General features: G+C 48.7%; 4 protein-coding genes. All 4 read left to right on the top strand.

What is annotated here, in order from left to right; all coding sequences use genetic code 11:
* From edeL to edeI, 4 genes are read left to right on the top strand one after another with little or no spacing between them, the layout of a single operon-like run.
* Positions 1–3291, top strand: coding sequence for an edeine non-ribosomal peptide synthetase EdeL (edeL, locus tag HP398_RS21315; protein ID WP_173623576.1), 3291 nt, complete (start codon positions 1–3; stop codon positions 3289–3291).
* Between the two features lie 33 nt (positions 3292–3324).
* Positions 3325–7308 (top strand): edeine non-ribosomal peptide synthetase EdeK, encoded by a 3984-nt coding sequence (gene edeK, locus HP398_RS21310; protein ID WP_173623575.1) that lies wholly within the window; start codon positions 3325–3327, stop codon positions 7306–7308.
* A 30-nt stretch (positions 7309–7338) separates the two neighbouring features.
* Complete coding sequence (gene edeJ / locus HP398_RS21305; protein WP_173623574.1) at positions 7339–10026, top strand: edeine non-ribosomal peptide synthetase EdeJ; 2688 nt, start codon at positions 7339–7341, stop codon at positions 10024–10026.
* A gap of 1 nt (position 10027) precedes the next feature.
* Positions 10028–18682: an edeine biosynthesis hybrid PKS-NRPS EdeI gene (gene edeI / locus HP398_RS21300; RefSeq protein WP_173623573.1), complete on the top strand. Its 8655-nt coding sequence runs from the start codon at positions 10028–10030 to the stop codon at positions 18680–18682.
* Positions 18683–18695: the final 13 nt, after the last annotated feature.

Below are 18695 nucleotides of genomic sequence, written 5' to 3'. Positions count from 1 at the left end.
ATGAATGGACGTATGCAGCTCGATCTGGATCTGAACGAGTTTAACCTGCTCACTGATGATGAAGCGAACTTGTTAACCCGAGTCAATCAGACAGACAAACCGTATCGCAACAAAGTAACAATCGCTGAACTGTTCGCCCGGCAAGCGGAAAAAACGCCTGATAGAGTCGCTGTGGTAGAGGCGGATCGAGAAAGAACATACGCAGAACTACACGCGGAAGCAAACCAGCTAGCCCGTATCCTAAAAGATGCGGGTGTAGTTCCTTCGCAACTCGTAGGAATACTCGCAGACAGGAGCTCCCGTTTGGTAGCGGCAGTTCTTGCAATCCTCCAAGCAGGTGGGGGATACGTCCCGGTTGATCCGCATTATCCCCGAGCTAGAATTCGGTATCTTTTGCAGGATAGTCGCTGCAAGGTGCTTGTAACAGAATCTATTTATCTCGATGAGATCATACCCGACCTACCTGACAGCATCGAAACGATCATTTGTTTGGACGAGACTTCCTTCCAGCACGAAGGATACAAGGTCTATACAGCGCTCGATATTCGCGGTCAAAAGGATGAGGCGATAGCCCCGGCAGGTTCAGAGGATGATGTTGCTTACGTCATCTACACATCTGGTTCGACCGGTGCACCGAAGGGCGTCATGATTACGCACAAACAGGTCCTGAATACGTTGTTTTGGCTAGAGGAGACATTTCCGCTAAGCGAGACAGACGTAGTTGCCCAAAAAACCTCGATTTCTTTTACGGACTCGGTGTGGGAATTGTTTTGGCCGCTGATGGTTGGATCAAAGCTGTCTATTTTGAAAGAGGAAGACGGGAAAGATCCGGGAGCGTTGTATGACTGGCTGCAAGAGCAACGCATTACAGTCACCCAGTTCGTTCCAGCGATGATGAATGTGTTTCTGGCTCATGTGCATTCTCGTAATGAACAAGATCCGTTGCCCCACTTGAAGTGGGTCTTTAATGGAGGAGAAGCACTGACGGCTAATCTGGTTCGCGAATGGAATCGTCTGTTCCGTATCGCGCGAATCGCCAATATTTACGGGATGACAGAATCAGCGATATACGCCTCTGTCTATCTTTGCACAGAGCAGCCCGCTGAAGAAACACTCCGAATCCCTATTGGTGTTCCCATTGCCAATACTCATATGTTCATCCTTGGACAGACGGGGGAAATTTGTCCCCCAGATGTCAAGGGCGAGATTTGTATCGGGGGCATTGGCATCACCGACGGATATTTGGGTAAGCCTGAGTTGACCGAGAAAGCTTTTACGAATCATCCCATTACCGGCGAGCGCCTTTACCGTACGGGAGATGTAGGATTACTCAGCGAAACAGGCGTATTTGAATATCTAGGGCGGATGGACGATCAGGTTCAAGTGCGCGGCTATCGTGTGGAACTGAAAGAAGTGGAACGCGCTGTCCTTCAGCATCCTGCTGTGAATCAGGTAGCTGTATTGGCTATAACTGATCAAATGGGCATGACCGAACTGGCTTGCTACTATGTAGGGCAAAAGGATGGCGTTCAGCCAGATGGGCTTCGTACGCACCTGCTAGAGTGGCTCCCCGGATATATGATCCCGAGTTACTTTATGGAACTGTCCGAGATGCCGCTTACCCCGCATGGAAAGATCGATCGTAAAGCTTTGCCTGCGGTAAAGCCCGGCGTCAGTAGTGATTACGTGCCTCCGGCAAATCCTATCGAACAAAAGCTGGCTGAGTTGTGGTCGGATGTTTTACAGATTCCATCTCCTGGTGTACTTGATCATTTTGTCGGACAGGGAGGACATTCGCTGAAGGCCATTCAGCTTTTATCCCGGATTGAAAGTGACTTTCAAGTGAAGCTTTCCATGCGCGACCTGTTTGATGCGCCAACGATTCGTGGTTTGGCGACAAGGCTCACAGGCAATCTCCAAGAGATGGAGCAAAAACCGATCGTCTTGCTCTCTGATCAGGAATATTACCCTGTCACGCGCGCACAAGAGCGGCTGTACCTGTTGTGGCAGTTGGAAGAAGATGCTACCAGCTATCATACACCGGGAGTTATGCGGATCAACGGTTCCCTTGATTCAGGGCGTCTTCAAGACGTTGCGGATCAACTCCTCGCACGACATGAGGCGCTGCGCACCTCGTTTCATTTAATGGAAGGTCAGGTGAAACAAAAAGTACACAGTGACCTGTTTGTACAGATCGAGACATGGAAAGCAGACGAGGAAGCTGTGGAAAAGACAATCGAACGCTTTTTCCGGCCATTCGATTTAAAGCAAGCCCCTTTGCTTCGTATCGGTGTCATTGAGGTTTCATCAGAGGAGCATCTGTTGATTTTCGACATGCACCATATCATTTCAGATGGCATATCGAAGTCCATCTTGCTTGAGGAGTTTTGTACCCTTTACCAAGGACACGTGTTGCCGGAATTGTCGGTACAGGCCAAGGAATTCGCTTGGTGGCAAACAGAACAAGCTGCCGAGATTGGTTGGGCTGAGCATGAAGCCTACTGGTTGGATGCATTTTCCGGGCAGCCGCAACCGTTGACAATCCCGACCGATTATCCTCGCCCCCAAACCATGACATTTGATGGAGACGAGTTGCTGACAGAGCTGTCTGGAGAGTGGTTGGAAAAACTCGACTCGTTCACCCGTCAGAGTTCTGCGACGCTGTACATGCTTCTTTTGGCCGTCTATTCTGTTTTGTTATCCAAATACAGCAATCAGGAAGACATCGTCATCGGCTGCGACATGGATGGTAGACAACGTGCGGAGTTTGCCCCTGTTGTCGGAATGTTTGTTAACACCTTGGCCTTGCGAAACAGGCCGAAGAAAGAATTGACCGTCCAAGAGTATATCGGGCAGGTACGCCAAAACGTGTTAAGCGGTTTTGAGCATGGAGACTATCCATTCGATCAACTCGTAAGCCAGATTCAATTGTCTCGCGATCCAGCAAGGAACCCGTTGTTTGACGCCATGCTGACCCTGCATCATGCAGCAGAGCAGCAAAAGGTTCATCTCGATCAAATCGAGTTTGCTCCGTACGAGTTCAGACGCAAAGCCGCCATGCTCGATTTGGCTTTGGAAGTGGTTAAGGCTGAGGATCACATATGCATGCACTGGCAATATAACACGAACTTGTATCACAGAAGAACAATCGAGAAGATGGCTCAAGACTTTGTCATTCTTCTGGAGCAAATGGTAGCCCACCCGAACCGAACCATCGGACAACTTCAGATCGGTCATGGAGTAGTACAAGTAGCACAGGGACAAGTGGACGACGATGACTTTGCTTTTTAAGAAATACATGACGGACAGAAAAGAGGGATTGGCTTGACAACGATAACTGCACAAAACATCTTGCTGGCCAGTGGGCAGTTTGATCGCGAAAAAGACTATTGGATGGAGAATCTCTCTCGAGAGTTTCATTCACTCGACCTTCCAACAGACTCTCGGGCCTCGTTTCAGCGTCAGTCTGAACTTCGTGAGCTGACTATCGTGTTTCCGGACGAGCTGAGCAAGGCACTGATTCATTTGAGCAATGGCTCGGATCAGCGTTTGTTCATGGCTTTGCTGAGTGGATTTGGCATCTTGTTGTCCAAATATACGGGACATCAGGACATATGCGTTGGAACGGCTATCTTTCGTCAAACAGAGCCGGGTGAGTTTTTGAACAAGGTACTGCCCTTGCGTCATCAGGTACTCCCGGAATGGAGCATCAAGGAGCTGCTACAAGAAGTTCGGCAGATCTTAAAGGTCGCTGTGGAACATCAGAACTACCCAATCTTGCGGTTGATCGAGGAACTGCAAGTACCGCAGCAGGGGAACAGCACACCGTTTTTTGAGGCGACTTGCTTATTGGACGTCCTTCATGATCAGGACAGCCTGGAACAGGTTTCGAGCGAGTTGCAATTCCTCTTTTCTAAAAAGGGAAACTCGCTCGAATTACTCGTGCGTTACGTGGGGCAAAGATACCAACTACCTATGATGGAACGGATGATGGAGCATTTAGTCCGTATCTATCAGGTTATCGTAACGCAACCGAATCAGAAGATCGCTGAGATAGCGTGCTTATCTGAGGAAGAGGTTCGGGAGTTAGTTCTTTCATTCAACGACAACCGGGTTGATTTTCCGCGCGATCAGAGCTTTGATCGCCTCTTTGAGGAGCAAGTAAAAAAGACTCCTCATCGCAAAGCGGTGACAGACGGAAAAACAACCTTAACCTATCAGGAATTAAACGAGCGATCCAATCGACTCGCGCGCCATTTTATCCAGCAAGGATTACGACCTGGCACGAAAATCGGTATCTATATGAAGCGCAACGTGGATACGCTTGTTGCGATACTCGCGGTGTTCAAAGCGGGGGGAGCCTACATACCGATTGACCCAGACTATCCGCAGCATCGGATCTTGTACATTGTGCAGAAGAGCGAGATTGCAGGGTTGATAACTCAGCCCGACTTGCTAGATGGACTGGAGTCGATTCAAGCATCCTCACCTGAGCTGAAGTATCTCTATGTCTTTGGTCAATCCGACGAATCAGTAGAGTCACTTTCGGGAGAGGACATCGATCGGGAGAGTGCGGGAACAGACTTGGCTTACATCATCTTCACTTCGGGCACGACCGGACAACCGAAAGGCGTTATGGTGCACCATCGTGGAATGATTAACCACATTTTCGCTAAAATCAACGATCTATCCCTCTGCGAGGATGATCTTGTCGCACAAACGGCTTCCCTTTGCTTCGATATTTCTGTTTGGCAATATCTGGCTGTTTTGCTGGTGGGTGGCTCTGTGCAAGTGGTCGATACAGAGACGGTAATGGATACGCAGGCCCTTCATAACGTACTGCGTTCCAACCGCGTCACCGTAGCGGAAGTGGTACCATCTCTGCTCTCTGTGCTGCTCGATCTCGTTCAAGAATGGTCCGACTCCGAACGTAGCTTCCCTGATCTGCGGTGGATGGCAGTGACAGGAGAGGAGTTGCCTGCTCCTCTGGTACGGCGCTGGTTTGCCTGCTATTCGGAAATTCCATTGGTGAATATGTACGGGCCAACGGAAGCATCCGATGATATTACCCACCACATTATCAGGGAAATGCCAAGCGATCAGCAGATTGTGGTTCCCATCGGCATACCGATCCAGAACACTCATATTTACATACTTGATCAAAATCAGTGTATCTGCCCGCGTGGCGTAAAAGGTGAAATAGGTGTGGCCGGTCCGGGGGTTGGATACGGCTACTACAAAGATGAGGAACGGACGCAAAAAGTTTTTCTAGCAAATCCGTATGCCAGTTGGGTAGAAGACCCTGACTATCATGTCCTCTACCGAACGGGTGATGTAGGCCGGATCACGGAGGACGGATATATTGAGTACTTCGGGAGAATGGACAATCAAGTCAAGATTCGGGGTTACCGAATCGAATTGAGTGAGATTGAACAGGTTATGCGCAGACATCCTGCGGTCAAGGATGCAGTGGTATTAGCACTTTCAGAGGACACGGGTGCAAAGTACTTATGTGCCTATGTCGTTCCCCTGGAGGAATTTTCCGTCCGAGATGTGCGTGATTATCTGTTTACGGTGCTTCCGGAATACATGGTGCCGATGCACTATGTAAAACAAAATGTATTGCCACTTACCCCTAACGGAAAAGTGGACAGAGGCGCTCTACCGATGCCTGGCATACAGGATCGGATAGACACATCTATTTTTGTGTCAGCTACAACCGAGACGGAAAAAGCTCTCACCCACATCTGGGCGCATGTGCTACAGCTCGATCCAAAAACAATCAGCGCTCGGGACAATTTCTTCGCTCTAGGCGGGCACTCGTTAAAAATCAACGCCGTGGCTACGCAGGTTGCACAGCAGTTTGGCGTACAGCTTCCACTGCGAACCATGTTTAATCACCCAACTATTCAGGATCTTGGCAAAGTGATTGATGGAGCAGACAAGACGATTATGAAAAGACGATTCCCGGTCGAAGCCAGATCGTACTATCCTGTTACGGCTGCCCAGCGTAAGTTCTTTATTCTTCAGCAGTTGAATCCTGCTGACACAAGTCTTCACATTACGGCTGCTCGCTTCATCGAGGGTGATTTGAGCCGTGAGAAGGTAGAACATGCTTTTCAAGGATTGATTGACCGCCATGAATCTCTTCGTACCTCGTTTGATTATATAGATGGGCAAGTGGTTCAAATTGTACATGATTCGCTAGTCTTCCGTCTGGAAGTGAGCGAAGCAAGTGCAGAGCAGTTGGAGGCCAACCTGGCAACGTTTGTACGGCCATTCGACTTGCGTCAAGCGCCCTTGCTGCGTGCAGGGCTAATCAGGATTGCACCGGAAAAGCATCTCTTGTTGTTCGACATGCACCATATCGTTTCAGACGGTGTATCTATGGACATTCTTGTAGAGGACTTTGTTCGACTCTATGCAGGCGTGACGCTTCCTGCATTGGAAGTTCAGCAAAAAGAGTTTGCTGTTTGGCAAGAATCTGCACTCGAGTCAGGGGAGCTTCAAGCTGACTATTGGGCAGACTTGTTTACCAGCCCAGCTCCACTTCTATCGATTCCGACTGATTACGAAAGGCCAGAATCTATTACGTTTCCTGGTGAGACGATTGAGTTCGAGATATCGGCAGAGGAGAAGCAGCGGTTGCAGGACCTGGCAGCACAGGAACATGCGACACTTTACATGGTGCTGTTGTCGGTTTACAACATGTTGCTTGCCAAATACAGCGGCCAAGAGGATGTTGTTGTCGGAACTCCAGTAGCTGGGCGTAAATTTGCAGAGTTTGATGAAGTAATCGGAATGTTTATCAACACCATTCCCCTACGCAATTATCCAAAAGGCGAGAAAACGTATCGCGAGTTTCTTGCGGAGGTCCGTGAGCATACGCTAGCCTCTTTTGAACAAGCGGATTACCCGATTGATCTATTTGTCCAGACTCTTGGTCTTGAGCCAAATACAGGTCGTCAGCCCCTTTTTGATACGATCTTCGTCCTGCAAAACATGGACAATCCGGAAGGGGAGCTGGAGCTTGAAGACATGATCGTCAAAAACTATCCACTGCAAAACAACACGGCTAAGCTTGACCTTCATCTGTCGGCTTATCCTGTTTTTGACAGACTTACATGTAAGCTGGATTACCGCAGTGACCTGTTTGGAAGAGAAACGATGGAACAGTTTGTGAATGACTTCAAAAGCTTGTTGCAGCAGGTGATGGAAGATCCCGAGCGCCTCCTGCATGACTTTGAATTGACCCGTGAGGTAGCCCTTATTCAAGCACAGGGCGTCGATTGGGATTTTGAATTTTAGAGCAAGCGGTGAGTAAGAGGGGGAGGGCATATGGAGACTACTATTTCGCAAAACATTCTGCTAACCAGTCGAAAATTTAGCCGGGAGGAGCACTACTGGCGCGAGAAGCTACAGGGGGAGTGGACGCTCTCCCTCCTTCCAGCCGAAGGGACGGAGAAGGAGGGCGATGGGGAGGAGACAAAAGAAATATCTTTTGTATTTCCAGATGATTTGAACGCTGCCGTTGCGTCCCATTGCGATCATCATCCGATGAAGCTCTACCTGTTCCTTCTGTCGACGTTTCAAATCATGCTGAATCGGTATAAGCAGACAGACGACATGATCATTCTCACGCCCGTCTTTCAGAATCCGCTTCCCCCTAATGCTTGGAATCGGGTACTGCCGCTGCGTGTACGGATGCATCAAGAAGCTACTTTTGCAGAAGTGGCGAAAGAGGGTAAGCAGCTGGTCAAAGAGGCAATTGAGCATCAGAACTATCCGTTTTCGCAAATGATGCAATGGCTTGATCTATCCGACACCGATCTGATGACACTGACAGATACTGCTTTCGTACTAGAAAACATGCAAGATATTGCTGCTTTGGAAGGCCTGTCCCTGCAAGTGGTGTTTGCATTGAAGCAAACAGAAGATGGAATCACAGGTCGCGTACGGTATGCGGGCGAGCAGTCCCAAGAGGCTGTCATCGAACGCATGATCAGCCATTATCTACAAATTCTTCGTGAAGTGGTCGCCGATCCCAAGCGGTTGGTTCGCACAATCGATATGGTGACAGAAGCAGAGCGGACTGATCTTTTGTATACCCGCAATCAAACAGATGTTCCTCATTCTGCTCCAAAGCCGATTCATCAACTGATTGAAGAACAGGCAGCGCGTACTCCTCACCTAACAGCAGCTGTGTTTGGCAACAAAACCCTTACCTATGCTCAACTTAATGGGAAAGCGAATTGCCTAGCACACATGTTGAAGGACAGCGGCATTGGAAAAGGAAGCTATGTTCCGGTCTTGATGAATCGTAGCTTGAATTTGGTCATTTCCCTGCTAGCCGTGATGAAAACAGGTGCGGCATTTGTCCCGCTAGACGTGCAGAGTCCGAACGAACGGAAAAAGCAGCTACTGGATGAATTGGATTGTCCGGTGACGCTGATCGGACCAGAAATACGTCAGGAACCATCATTCGTACAATTGACACGTGCTGTAATCGTCGATGCGGATGAAATCCGGGAAGAAGGGGACTTACATGTCCAGGTCGATGTGGACGACCCGATTTATGTGATCTATACATCTGGTTCCACCGGCAAACCAAAAGGTGCTGTCGTTCCTCATATCGGTATTTTCAATCGGTTTCGCTGGATGGATGAACACTACGGTTGTACGGAACAGGACGCCATTTTCCAGACGACTCCCCATCACTACGACAGTTCGGTCTGGCAACTTTTCTGGCCGCTCTTGCACGGTGGTCGTACAGTATTGCCGATTCCTGAATTTGAGATGACGCTCGATCAAGTGTTGCACGCCATTTCAACCTATCAGATTACGATTACGGACTTTGTGCCGTCGGTCTTCAACCTGCTGGTGGATCAAATGGAAACACGGCAGGACATACACGATTCACTTTCTTCGATTCGCCACCTGATCTTGGGGGGAGAGGAAATTACGGCTCACACCGTGCATCTGTTTCTTCAGCGGTTTCCCCACGTTCGTATTACGAATCTGTACGGTCCGACGGAGACGTCTATTGGTGTCATCTACTTTGAGATCGACCATACCCATCAGGGACCGATACCGATCGGAAAGCCGATAGCCAATACGAAAATTCTGCTGCTGGATTCAAATCGCAAACTAGTTCCGGCGGGGCATCAAGGGGAGATTTATATAACAGGCTTGTGCTTGGGACACGGTTACTTGCACGATCCTGAGAAAACAGCAGCCAGCTTCGTTGACAACCCTTATCCGGAAATTGGTTATCAAAAGCTTTACCGGACAGGCGACCTTGGGCGATATCTGCCGAATGGCAATATCAAGTTCTGCGGTCGCATCGATCATCAAGTAAAAGTACGCGGGCACCGAATTGAGCTTGGCGAGATTGATGAGGTTCTATTGTCCCACCCGCTAGTAAAAGAGTGTGCCGTGCTATTTCAAGAAGAGAAGGCTCGATTGTGCGCTTACTACGTACCGAATGCTCAGGAATTGACCGCAAGTGACTTGCGTGGTTATCTCAGCGAACGGCTTCCCGATCACATGATTCCTTCCTTTTTTGTCAGCATTGAAAAAATGCCGTTGACAGCAGGGGGCAAGATCAATCGCAAGCTACTGCCTGAAGTGGATGAACAACAGGCGTCCGATGCTGACTATGTAGCCCCACGAAATGAGAACGAAGAACAGCTGGTTACCATCTGGAAAGAAATCTTGGGAATCGAAAAAGTGGGGGTACACGACAGCTTTTTCCAGCTGGGAGGGAATTCCCTGCTGTTGCTCAAAATGCATGCGCAAATTGTAAAACAAGTGGATAGCGAGATTAGCGTCGCACATTTGTTTTCCTACTATACGATTGCTATGTTTGTGGATTTTCTCGAACAAAGAAAACAGGATCAGTTTGCATCAATGGAAGATCAAGGCGATGATGATGAATCCCTTTTGGAATTGCTGAGGGAGGTCAAGGAGGGAGTTCTCTCCGTAGACAAGGGTGCCGAACTGATCGACAAAAGGAAGGGGAAATAGGATGAGTTTGCTAAAAAAATACATCTTGCAGCAAGTGGCTGCTCATCGACTGCAAGAGAAGGAAGCACTTCCTTTGCTGAAAGAACTGTCCTCTGCCAACGTAAACACTCGCCAAGATATCGCGATCATCGGTATGGCTTGTCGTTTTCCCGGAGCCAGCAGCCTCGAAGAATACTGGAACAATTTGCAACAAGGGCACGATTCAATCAGTGATATCCCTGCTGCAAGGCGTCCAGATGTCGAGAGGGTAGCGAGAGAATTTTTTAACGACACAGATTTTACGTATGAGCGGATGGGTTATCTCGATCACGTGGATTTATTTGATCATGCGTTTTTCGAGATATCACCTGCAGAGGCTCGAACCATGGATCCTTATCAGCGGATGTTTCTCGAGTTGGCATGGGAAACATTTGAACATGCCGGGTATAGCGAGAAGATGATCAGCGGTTCTCCTACAGGCGTATTTCTGGGATATTGTGACAATGAATCACAATACCAGCGTGTGCTGAAAAACGTTGATTCGTCCTCGCTGGCTGGCAACGTTGCAGCAATTATTGCTTCACGAATTTCCTATTTGCTGAATCTGTCAGGTCCGAGCCAACTGATTAATACATCTTGCTCTTCCTCCTTGGTCGCTCTGCACCAAGCATGTCAGGCCATTGGAAATAACGATTGTCGAATGGCTCTCGTAGGTGGAGTGAACCTTTCCCTGTTTCCGATTCAACAAGATACTGACTTTGGCATCGTTTCTGTAGAACGTAAAACCAAAGCATTTGATGACTTTGCTGATGGAACAGTATGGGGAGAAGGTCTTGGCGCTGTTCTTTTGAAGTCATACGATCAAGCAGTCAAGGACAACGACTATATCCATGCCGTGATTAAAAGCACAGCGGTCAATTGTGATGGCCGTTCTACCAGTATTACAGCGCCCAATGCGATTTCCCAGTCTGCTTTGTTGCGAACAACGTGGGAGCGGGCGCGAATCAATCCGGAGAGCATCTCCTACATTGAGGCACATGGGACCGGGACAAGATTAGGCGATCCTGTTGAGATTGAGGGGATCATGCATGCCTTTCAGAAAGTTTCAAAACGTAAGCAATTTTGCGCAATAGGCTCAGTCAAAAGCAATATCGGGCACACGATAGCGGCATCCGGTGTAGCTGGGATCATTAAGACGGCTTTGATGATGAAGCATCGTCAGATTCCGCCGACGCTACATGTAAAACGTCCGAATACCTTAATTCCTTTTATAGATTCGCCTGTTTATATAAATGATGTGCTAAAGGCTTGGGATGTAGAGGCTGACCAACCTGTGAGGAGAGCCGGCGTAAGTGCATTCGGCCTGAGCGGGACAAACGCCCACGTCATCTTGGAAGAGCCTCCTAAGCGCGAGGCGACAGCCGTTTCAGAATCTGGCAATTACCTATTTACGTTATCTGCCAAGACAAGTGAGTCACTATGGGATTTGCTCGAGAAATACCAAGCATTTTTATCAGCGCCTTCTGAGCATTCCCTTCTTGATATGTGCGCTACTGCCAATACTGGGCGCGGACACTATCGGTATCGCCTTGCCTTTATCATCAACAGCAAAGAGGACCTTTTGCAGAAGATCCATGGCCTGTGCGCGGGAAAACGGATGGAGGACGGTGCTCCGCTTGTTGATGGGAACCAGGTGTTCTACGGGGTATTGAATTCCCGTGGTGAAAGTTCATTGCCGATCAGCATGCAATTAGACAGCTCTGACCCAGTAGACATGGCGAAACAGTACGTGCGAGGGGTGCCAATTAATTGGAATGAATTCTACCGTCCAGTTAAATGGAAAAAAGTACCTTTGCCAACCTATTCTTTTGCCAAAACCCGCCACTGGGTGCAATCGGATCAATCTGTAAGCGAAACAATTGAGCAGTCCGCTGCTGTAGCAACTGAGGCGGCACATGAGAACGCAACTGCTGATGTTCATAAAATTGCTTCCACCTTCTTTACGTTTGGGGAAACTTTACTGAATCAGGTGAATGTCCAAAAGCAAACAGGCTTGGAAGAGGATGAGACTTTTTATTCCGGCTTGTCATCGCTTGAATGCTTCAATCAACTGGGCGTTTTCCACAAGCAGAGTCAAACGTATACGCTGGAAGAATTGAGTGAAGCTGTAAGGTTTGATGGAAGGAATGAACATCTCTTCCAACTCATGCTTGGGCTCGTCGTTCAAGCGTCCCTTGTTGAACAAGTTGCAGGAACATATCGACTTGCTGCTCAAGCAGAGGGTCTCGATGCGGAAACGTTTTATCAGGATTGTCTAGATCGTTATCCGAATGAGCGTGAGACGTTCACCCAGTTAAAAACGTGTTTTGCCCATTACTCAACCATCATGACAGGGCAGACCGTACTTATGTCGGACGATACTTCTGACTTTTTCAAGCTGTATGCGGATCGCATTACTCTTGAAAACCCTTCTGGACTTATGGCAGTGGAAACAATTGCCCAATACATCCATTCGTATAGCCGTCCTGTCCGTATTCTGGAGGTTGGAGGCGGTTCAAGCAGTCTTGCACGCCTCTTGCTGCCGAAGATTGAAAATCAAGCAGTCACTTATCTGTTTACGGATAGTGTCCAAGGGACTCTCGATGAGACAGAAAAAGAGTGCAAAGAAGTGTATCCATTTGTGGAGTTCCGCCTGTTCAACATGGAGAAGGCCCCAGCCGAACAAGGATTCGATCTACACGCATACGATGTGATTATCGCTAATCATGCTATACACAGGACGAAGGATGTTCGGGCATCCTTATCGATTTTGCATCAGTTGCTTGCAGAGCAGGGCGTGCTGTTTGCGATTGAGCTCGTGAAAAATCGTTCAACGGCAAATGTGATCGGGGGGCTTGCCGCAGACTGGTGGCAGTACGAAGACACCGATCTGCGACACCAATCCAGACTGATGGATGCCTCACGCTGGGAAAAGGCTCTTCGGGATACGAACTATCAATCGGTTGCCATGTATCCGTCGTCAACAGCGCTGCTTGATCTGTCTGATTCAGCGTTATTGGTCGGGCACTCAGCGTATACGCCACAAGAGTATCGAGAGTGGCTCTACCAGATCAATTGGCAAACGAAAGAGCTAACAACCAATCATCAGTCCCAACGTCCAGGGATCTGGTTAGTGTTTCAAGATGAAGGCAGTGTAGGAGAAACTCTTGCTGACGCGATGGCATCGGAAGGACATGAAGTGTTCAAACTTCGCAGCGGTGAGGCTTTTGCCTCCGTTTCTTCCCACGAGTTTATCCTAGACCCCAGCCAGCCAGAAGATCTGCGGCGTGTGTTCGAGAGACTCGGGGACAAAAAGGAAAAGCTGACTGGGATTATCCACCTATGGAGCTTGACCTCGGGCGTCCAACAGCCAAATGGTCTCGGAGAGCTTGAAGCTCTGGAGTCAGCGCAACATCTTGGCGTTTACAGTTTGTTCCATTTAACACAAGCGTTGCTTGAGCTGGATCTGAAGCAGGTGCTAGATTTACGGATCGTTTCGAACTACGCACAAGCAGTAGATGACAACGGCCCTGTTTTTCCAGAAAAAGCTCCCTTGTTCGGTCTTGCCAAGGTTATCTCGCAGGAAAATCCAAAACTGCAATGCTTTAGCCTGGATCTCGCAACAGAAGGGTGTTCAACATCGCAGTTGGCTGGTCAGCTTCTAGCGGAAATTCGTTGCAATCGGGATGACACTTTGGTGGCCTATAGAGGAAATCGCATCGTACCAGAAATGAATCGCTGCGATATCGATCAAATTCCAAAACGGCCTGTAGAGATACGTGAAAATGGCGTTTACTTGATCGCCGGAGGTACCGGAAAACTGGGACTGGCATTTAGTAAGCATCTAGCCGCTCAAAAAAATGTGACGCTCGTGCTGATTAATCGTTCTCCACTTCCACCTAACCACGAGTGGCAGGAGCGTTTACAGCATCCAGACTGCAGTGCTGCTGAGGCACGAAAGTTGAGAGAACTGATTGAGCTAGAGGAAATGGGAGCGCAGGTAGTCTGCTACGCAGCCGACGTGTCCGACCGTCAGCAGATGGAGGATATTTCCGAGCAAGTCCGCGCCCGCTACGGACCGATCAACGGTATTATCCAATCCGCGGCGCATATCACCTTCGAGACGATTCAGACGAAGTCGTTTTCCCATTTTCAAAATGGTTTGAAAGCGAAGATGGCGGGCACAGTCATCCTCGATCAAATAGCTGAACCGGAGCATCTGGATTTCTTTGTGATCTTCTCATCACTTGCTTCGATTTGGGGTGGAGCGACTGGCAGTGACTATGTCTCGTCCAACTGCTTCCTGGATGCCTATAGTGCAGCTCGCAATCGAACGGGAAAACCAACGATCGCTTTGAACTGGTATGCGTTTGAAGGCATAACAGGTCCTGGTTTTATCGGTTACATGCCAATGGATGGGGCGATACAGGCCTTTGATGCTTCGCTGTCTTGCCAAACTGAGCATTTGATCATTGGACAATTTGATTTGCAAGTGTTGAAGGAATGGGCACCGTCGCTGAAAGTAAAGCTCGGAGACACGATCTTTGCAAGCGTGAAATCTCATAAGGAACGCGAAGTACCATCCGCAGTTACCATACAAAACCGTGTTGTTTTGTCTGGCAGGGAGGAAGGCGATCAGTACACGGTGTTGGAGCAAGACTTGGGTCAGATTTGGTCCGATGTGCTGGGTTACTCCGAATTGAGCATTGACGACGACTTCTTCAGGCTGGGTGGCGATTCGCTTTTGGCAATCGGTATCGTTTCCCGTGTCACCAAGCAGTTGCAAAAAGAGATGACAATCACCGACCTGTTTCAGACTCCGACAATCCGTCAATTGGCTGTGTTACTGGCTCCGAATGAAGAAACAGCTGTGTCAGCGATTCCTGTAGCAGAGTATCGGGAAGCTTATCCCGCCACATCGTCTCAGCAGAGAATTTATGTATTGGAACAAATGCAGGAAGGGGCAGTTGCCTACAACATCCCTACAGTCATGATGCTTGAAGGCGAGCTGGACAGAATGGCCTTCGAACATGCATTTGTCTCGCTGGTGCAGCGTCATGAGTCGCTGCGCACCTCGTTTTCCATCGTGGATGGAGTTTTGATGCAAACGGTTCAACCGAGCGTAGATTTTACGTTGACGTATAGTGAAGTCGACGAGAACGAGGCCAAGAGAACGGTCGAACAATTTATTCAACCATTCGACTTGTCAAAAGCGCCGCTTGTACGCGGTATGCTCATTCGCATGGATGTCAACAAACACTTGTTGCTGTTCGACATGCATCACATTATTTCCGATGGTGTGTCCATCAACATTTTGATCCGCGAGTTCTTCCAATTGTATCAAGGACTCGAGTTGCCAGAGCTGCGGATTCAATATAAAGACTACAGCGTGTGGCAAACAGAGCAGCTGGGTAATGGGGTATTGGCCGCTCAGGAGAAATTCTGGTTAAAAGAGCTGGATGGAGAACTTCCTGTGCTTAACCTGCCTACGGACCACCCTCGACCGTCCGTCCAGAGCTTTGAGGGGGATGTCCTGACCTTTGAGATTCCTCAAGTGATGACAGAGAAGATACTGGCACTGGCAAAAAACAATGGTTCAACCTTGTACATGACACTACTGGGAGCGCTCACCATTATGATGTCGAAATACGCTGGCGAAGAAGACATTATCATTGGATCGCCAGTGGCTGGCCGTCATCATGCAGACCTGGAAAACATCGTTGGTGTCTTTCTGAACACACTGGCGATGAGAAACTTCCCGCGAAGCGATCGAACCGTGACAGATTTCCTTCAGGAAGTAAAAGAACGGGCACTAGCGGCGCTCTCTCATGCCGACTATTCGTTCGAAATGCTGGTGGATCGTCTGACGTTGCCAAAGGATACGGCGCGCAACCCATTGTTTGATGTGATGTTCATTCTGCAAAATACCGGCGATGCGAAGGGAAGCATGAGTGCAAATGGGTTGACGCTCTCTCCTTATCCATTTGAACAGCGCTCTGCGCAGTTTGATCTGACCTTTGACATCATTGAGCGAGAACAGCGCCTGATTGTCGATATCGAATACAGCAACAAACTGTTTAGCAAAGAGACGATCGCGTCGATGTCCACACACTTCCAGAAGATTCTGGAGCAGATGGTGGAAGATCCTGAACAGTTGATCGGCAAGATGTCCATGCTGGCAGCAGAAGAACGCTTACTTCTGATAGAGCAGTGGAATGACACGAGTTTGGAATACTCTCGTGAAAAAACAGTCGTCCAGCTCTTTGAAGAAGTAGCGGCAACACAGCCGAACGCGTTAGCTGTCACATGCGGAGATGGGAAAGTCACTTATGCGGAATTAAATCAGCGGGCAAACCAAGTAGCTCGTTTGATCAAGCAACACGGCGTCACTGCTGATACTTGCGTGGGCCTTTTGACGAATCGCTCTGTGGAAATGATGGTCGGACTCTTGGCGATCTTGAAAGCAGGGGCTGCGTTTGTTCCGATTGATCCGCAATATCCAGAAGAACGTATCTCCTACGTTTTGGAAAATAGCATGACTCGTCTCGTTTTAACCCACGATTCTCTGGCAGAGAAGCAGTGGGGAAGTGTTGTCCGAGTGGACGTAAATGATTCTCGGTTGGAGAGGGAAGACGATTCCAATCTTCCGCTACAGGCTACACCTGGCGATCTCGCCTATGTCATTTACACATCGGGTTCTACAGGCAAGCCTAAAGGCGTTATGGTTGAGCACGGCAATTTGATGAACTTCTGCTCGGGGATCGGGGAACACATCGATTTTGCCAGCGCAGACAAAATGCTGGCTGTGACAACGATTTCGTTTGATATTTTTCTGCTTGAAACGATTGTACCGCTGGCGAAAGGGATGACCGTAGTCATTGCAACGGAAGAACAACAAGCAGACCCGCAAGTGCTCAAGGAGTTGATTTTGCAGGAAGAAATCACTTTCCTTCAACTGACTCCATCCCGTTTACAGCTCATGCTGGAAGAGAAGAGCAACTTGCACGCACTTGACTGCCTGAAAGCGATCCTGCTTGGAGGAGAAGCCCTTTCGGCGACTTTGTTCCAACGGCTTCGCACACAGACGAAGGCGAGACTTTACAATCTGTACGGTCCGACGGAAACAACGATTTGGTCTACGGTGCAGGACTTGACCGACGTAGGGGAAGTAACGATTGGTGCACCTTTGCCCAATACACAAGTCTACATCCTCGATGAGCATCTGCAAGTGCAGCCGATGAAGATCACTGGCGATCTTTACATTGCAGGGGATGGGGTAACGAGAGGCTACTTCGGTCAGCCAACACTGACGGCTGAGCGCTATATCCCTCATCCGTTTAAACCTGGTCAACGCATGTACAAAACAGGTGATCTCGCGAGATGGCTGCCGGATGGACGTATTGAATATGTGGGACGATCCGATTTTCAGTGCAAAGTACGCGGTTATCGCATCGAATTAGGTGAGATTGAAAGTGCCCTTTGCCAGCATCCGGATATTACGGAAGCGGTAGTCAGTGTGCGAGATACCGCTAGCGATCCTTACCTGGCTGCTTACTATATGGCAACTCGAACGTTGGACAGCGATGAATTGCGAGCTATGCTGAGCAAAAGTTTACCCGATTACATGATTCCACATTTCTATACGCATATGAGTGTGTGGCCGCTGACACCAAACGGAAAACTGGATCGCAAATCATTGCCAGAGCCTGATGCCCTTCAAGACAAGCACACCGAATATCAAGCTCCTGCTACCAGACTGGAAGAACAGATGGCTGACATTTGGCGGGAAGTGCTTAAGCGTGAAACGGTCGGTATGCAGGATAACTTCTTCCACATAGGCGGTAATTCGCTTTTACTGGTGCAAGTTCATGCCAAGCTTGAACAGCTTTACCCTGGACGGGTTCGAATTGCCGATTTGTTCGCCCATCCTACGCTGTTTGGCCTAACCAACTTTTTGAAGAACACCGCTTTAGATGTAGCAGATGAACAAGAGGAAACCGATACGACCACTTATTGGTTGAAGGAGTTGGATCGTGTCTCGCTGATCGAGTTGCCGTCTCAGTATTGGGCTAGTGGAGAAGCGAATTCGGACACAAACTGGGTCCAATTCTCACTTACGGATGATCTGTTTGAGAATGTGCAGCAGGTAAGTCAAATGGAGGCTGTTGAGGTTAGAGACGTTCTGCTTTCGATGTATCTATACCTCATGGCTGAATTGACGGGACAGCAGGATCTTTATATGGAAGTGGCTGTCGCCAAGGAGCTGCAGATGAATGCCTATCCATTCCGGGTGAACATGTCAGAGGTCAATACCTTCTTCGATCTATTCAAGCAGGTGCAGCAGAAGCGACAGTTCATCGAGAAAATGACGGGAGAAGCCTCGTTGTGGCTAAAAAAATTGCGGACGGATCGCAACGACGGAACCATTATTCCATTCTTCGGCAGTGTCAATGAGTTTACAGATGCATCATTCACACACCTTGAACATGAGCTTACTTTCTGGATCAAGGAAGGAAAAGACGTGATTGATATCGTGTGTGCATTCGACCCAGATTGCCTCCGCGCAGAAAAAGTCACGGAGATGACTCAGGATTACCAGCAATTGCTCAGGATGCTAGTGAATGAATACATGACGTAGAGAAGGGTGATCA

Origin of the sequence: Brevibacillus sp. HB1.4B (assembly GCF_013284285.1) — a bacterium.
Taxonomy (GTDB): Bacteria; Bacillota; Bacilli; order Brevibacillales; family Brevibacillaceae; genus Brevibacillus; species Brevibacillus porteri.
Note: the sequence above shows the minus strand (reverse complement) of the source record. Positions and strands in the feature narration are given on the sequence as shown.

Bases quoted from the DNA above. Each gene is read 5' to 3' on its own strand.
- edeL (WP_173623576.1), top strand. From the start codon at position 1: ATGAATGGACGTATGCAGCTCGATCTGGATCTGAACGAGTTTAACCTG.
- edeJ (WP_173623574.1), top strand. From the start codon at position 7,339: ATGGAGACTACTATTTCGCAAAACATTCTGCTAACCAGTCGAAAATTT.
- edeI (WP_173623573.1), top strand. From the start codon at position 10,028: ATGAGTTTGCTAAAAAAATACATCTTGCAGCAAGTGGCTGCTCATCGA.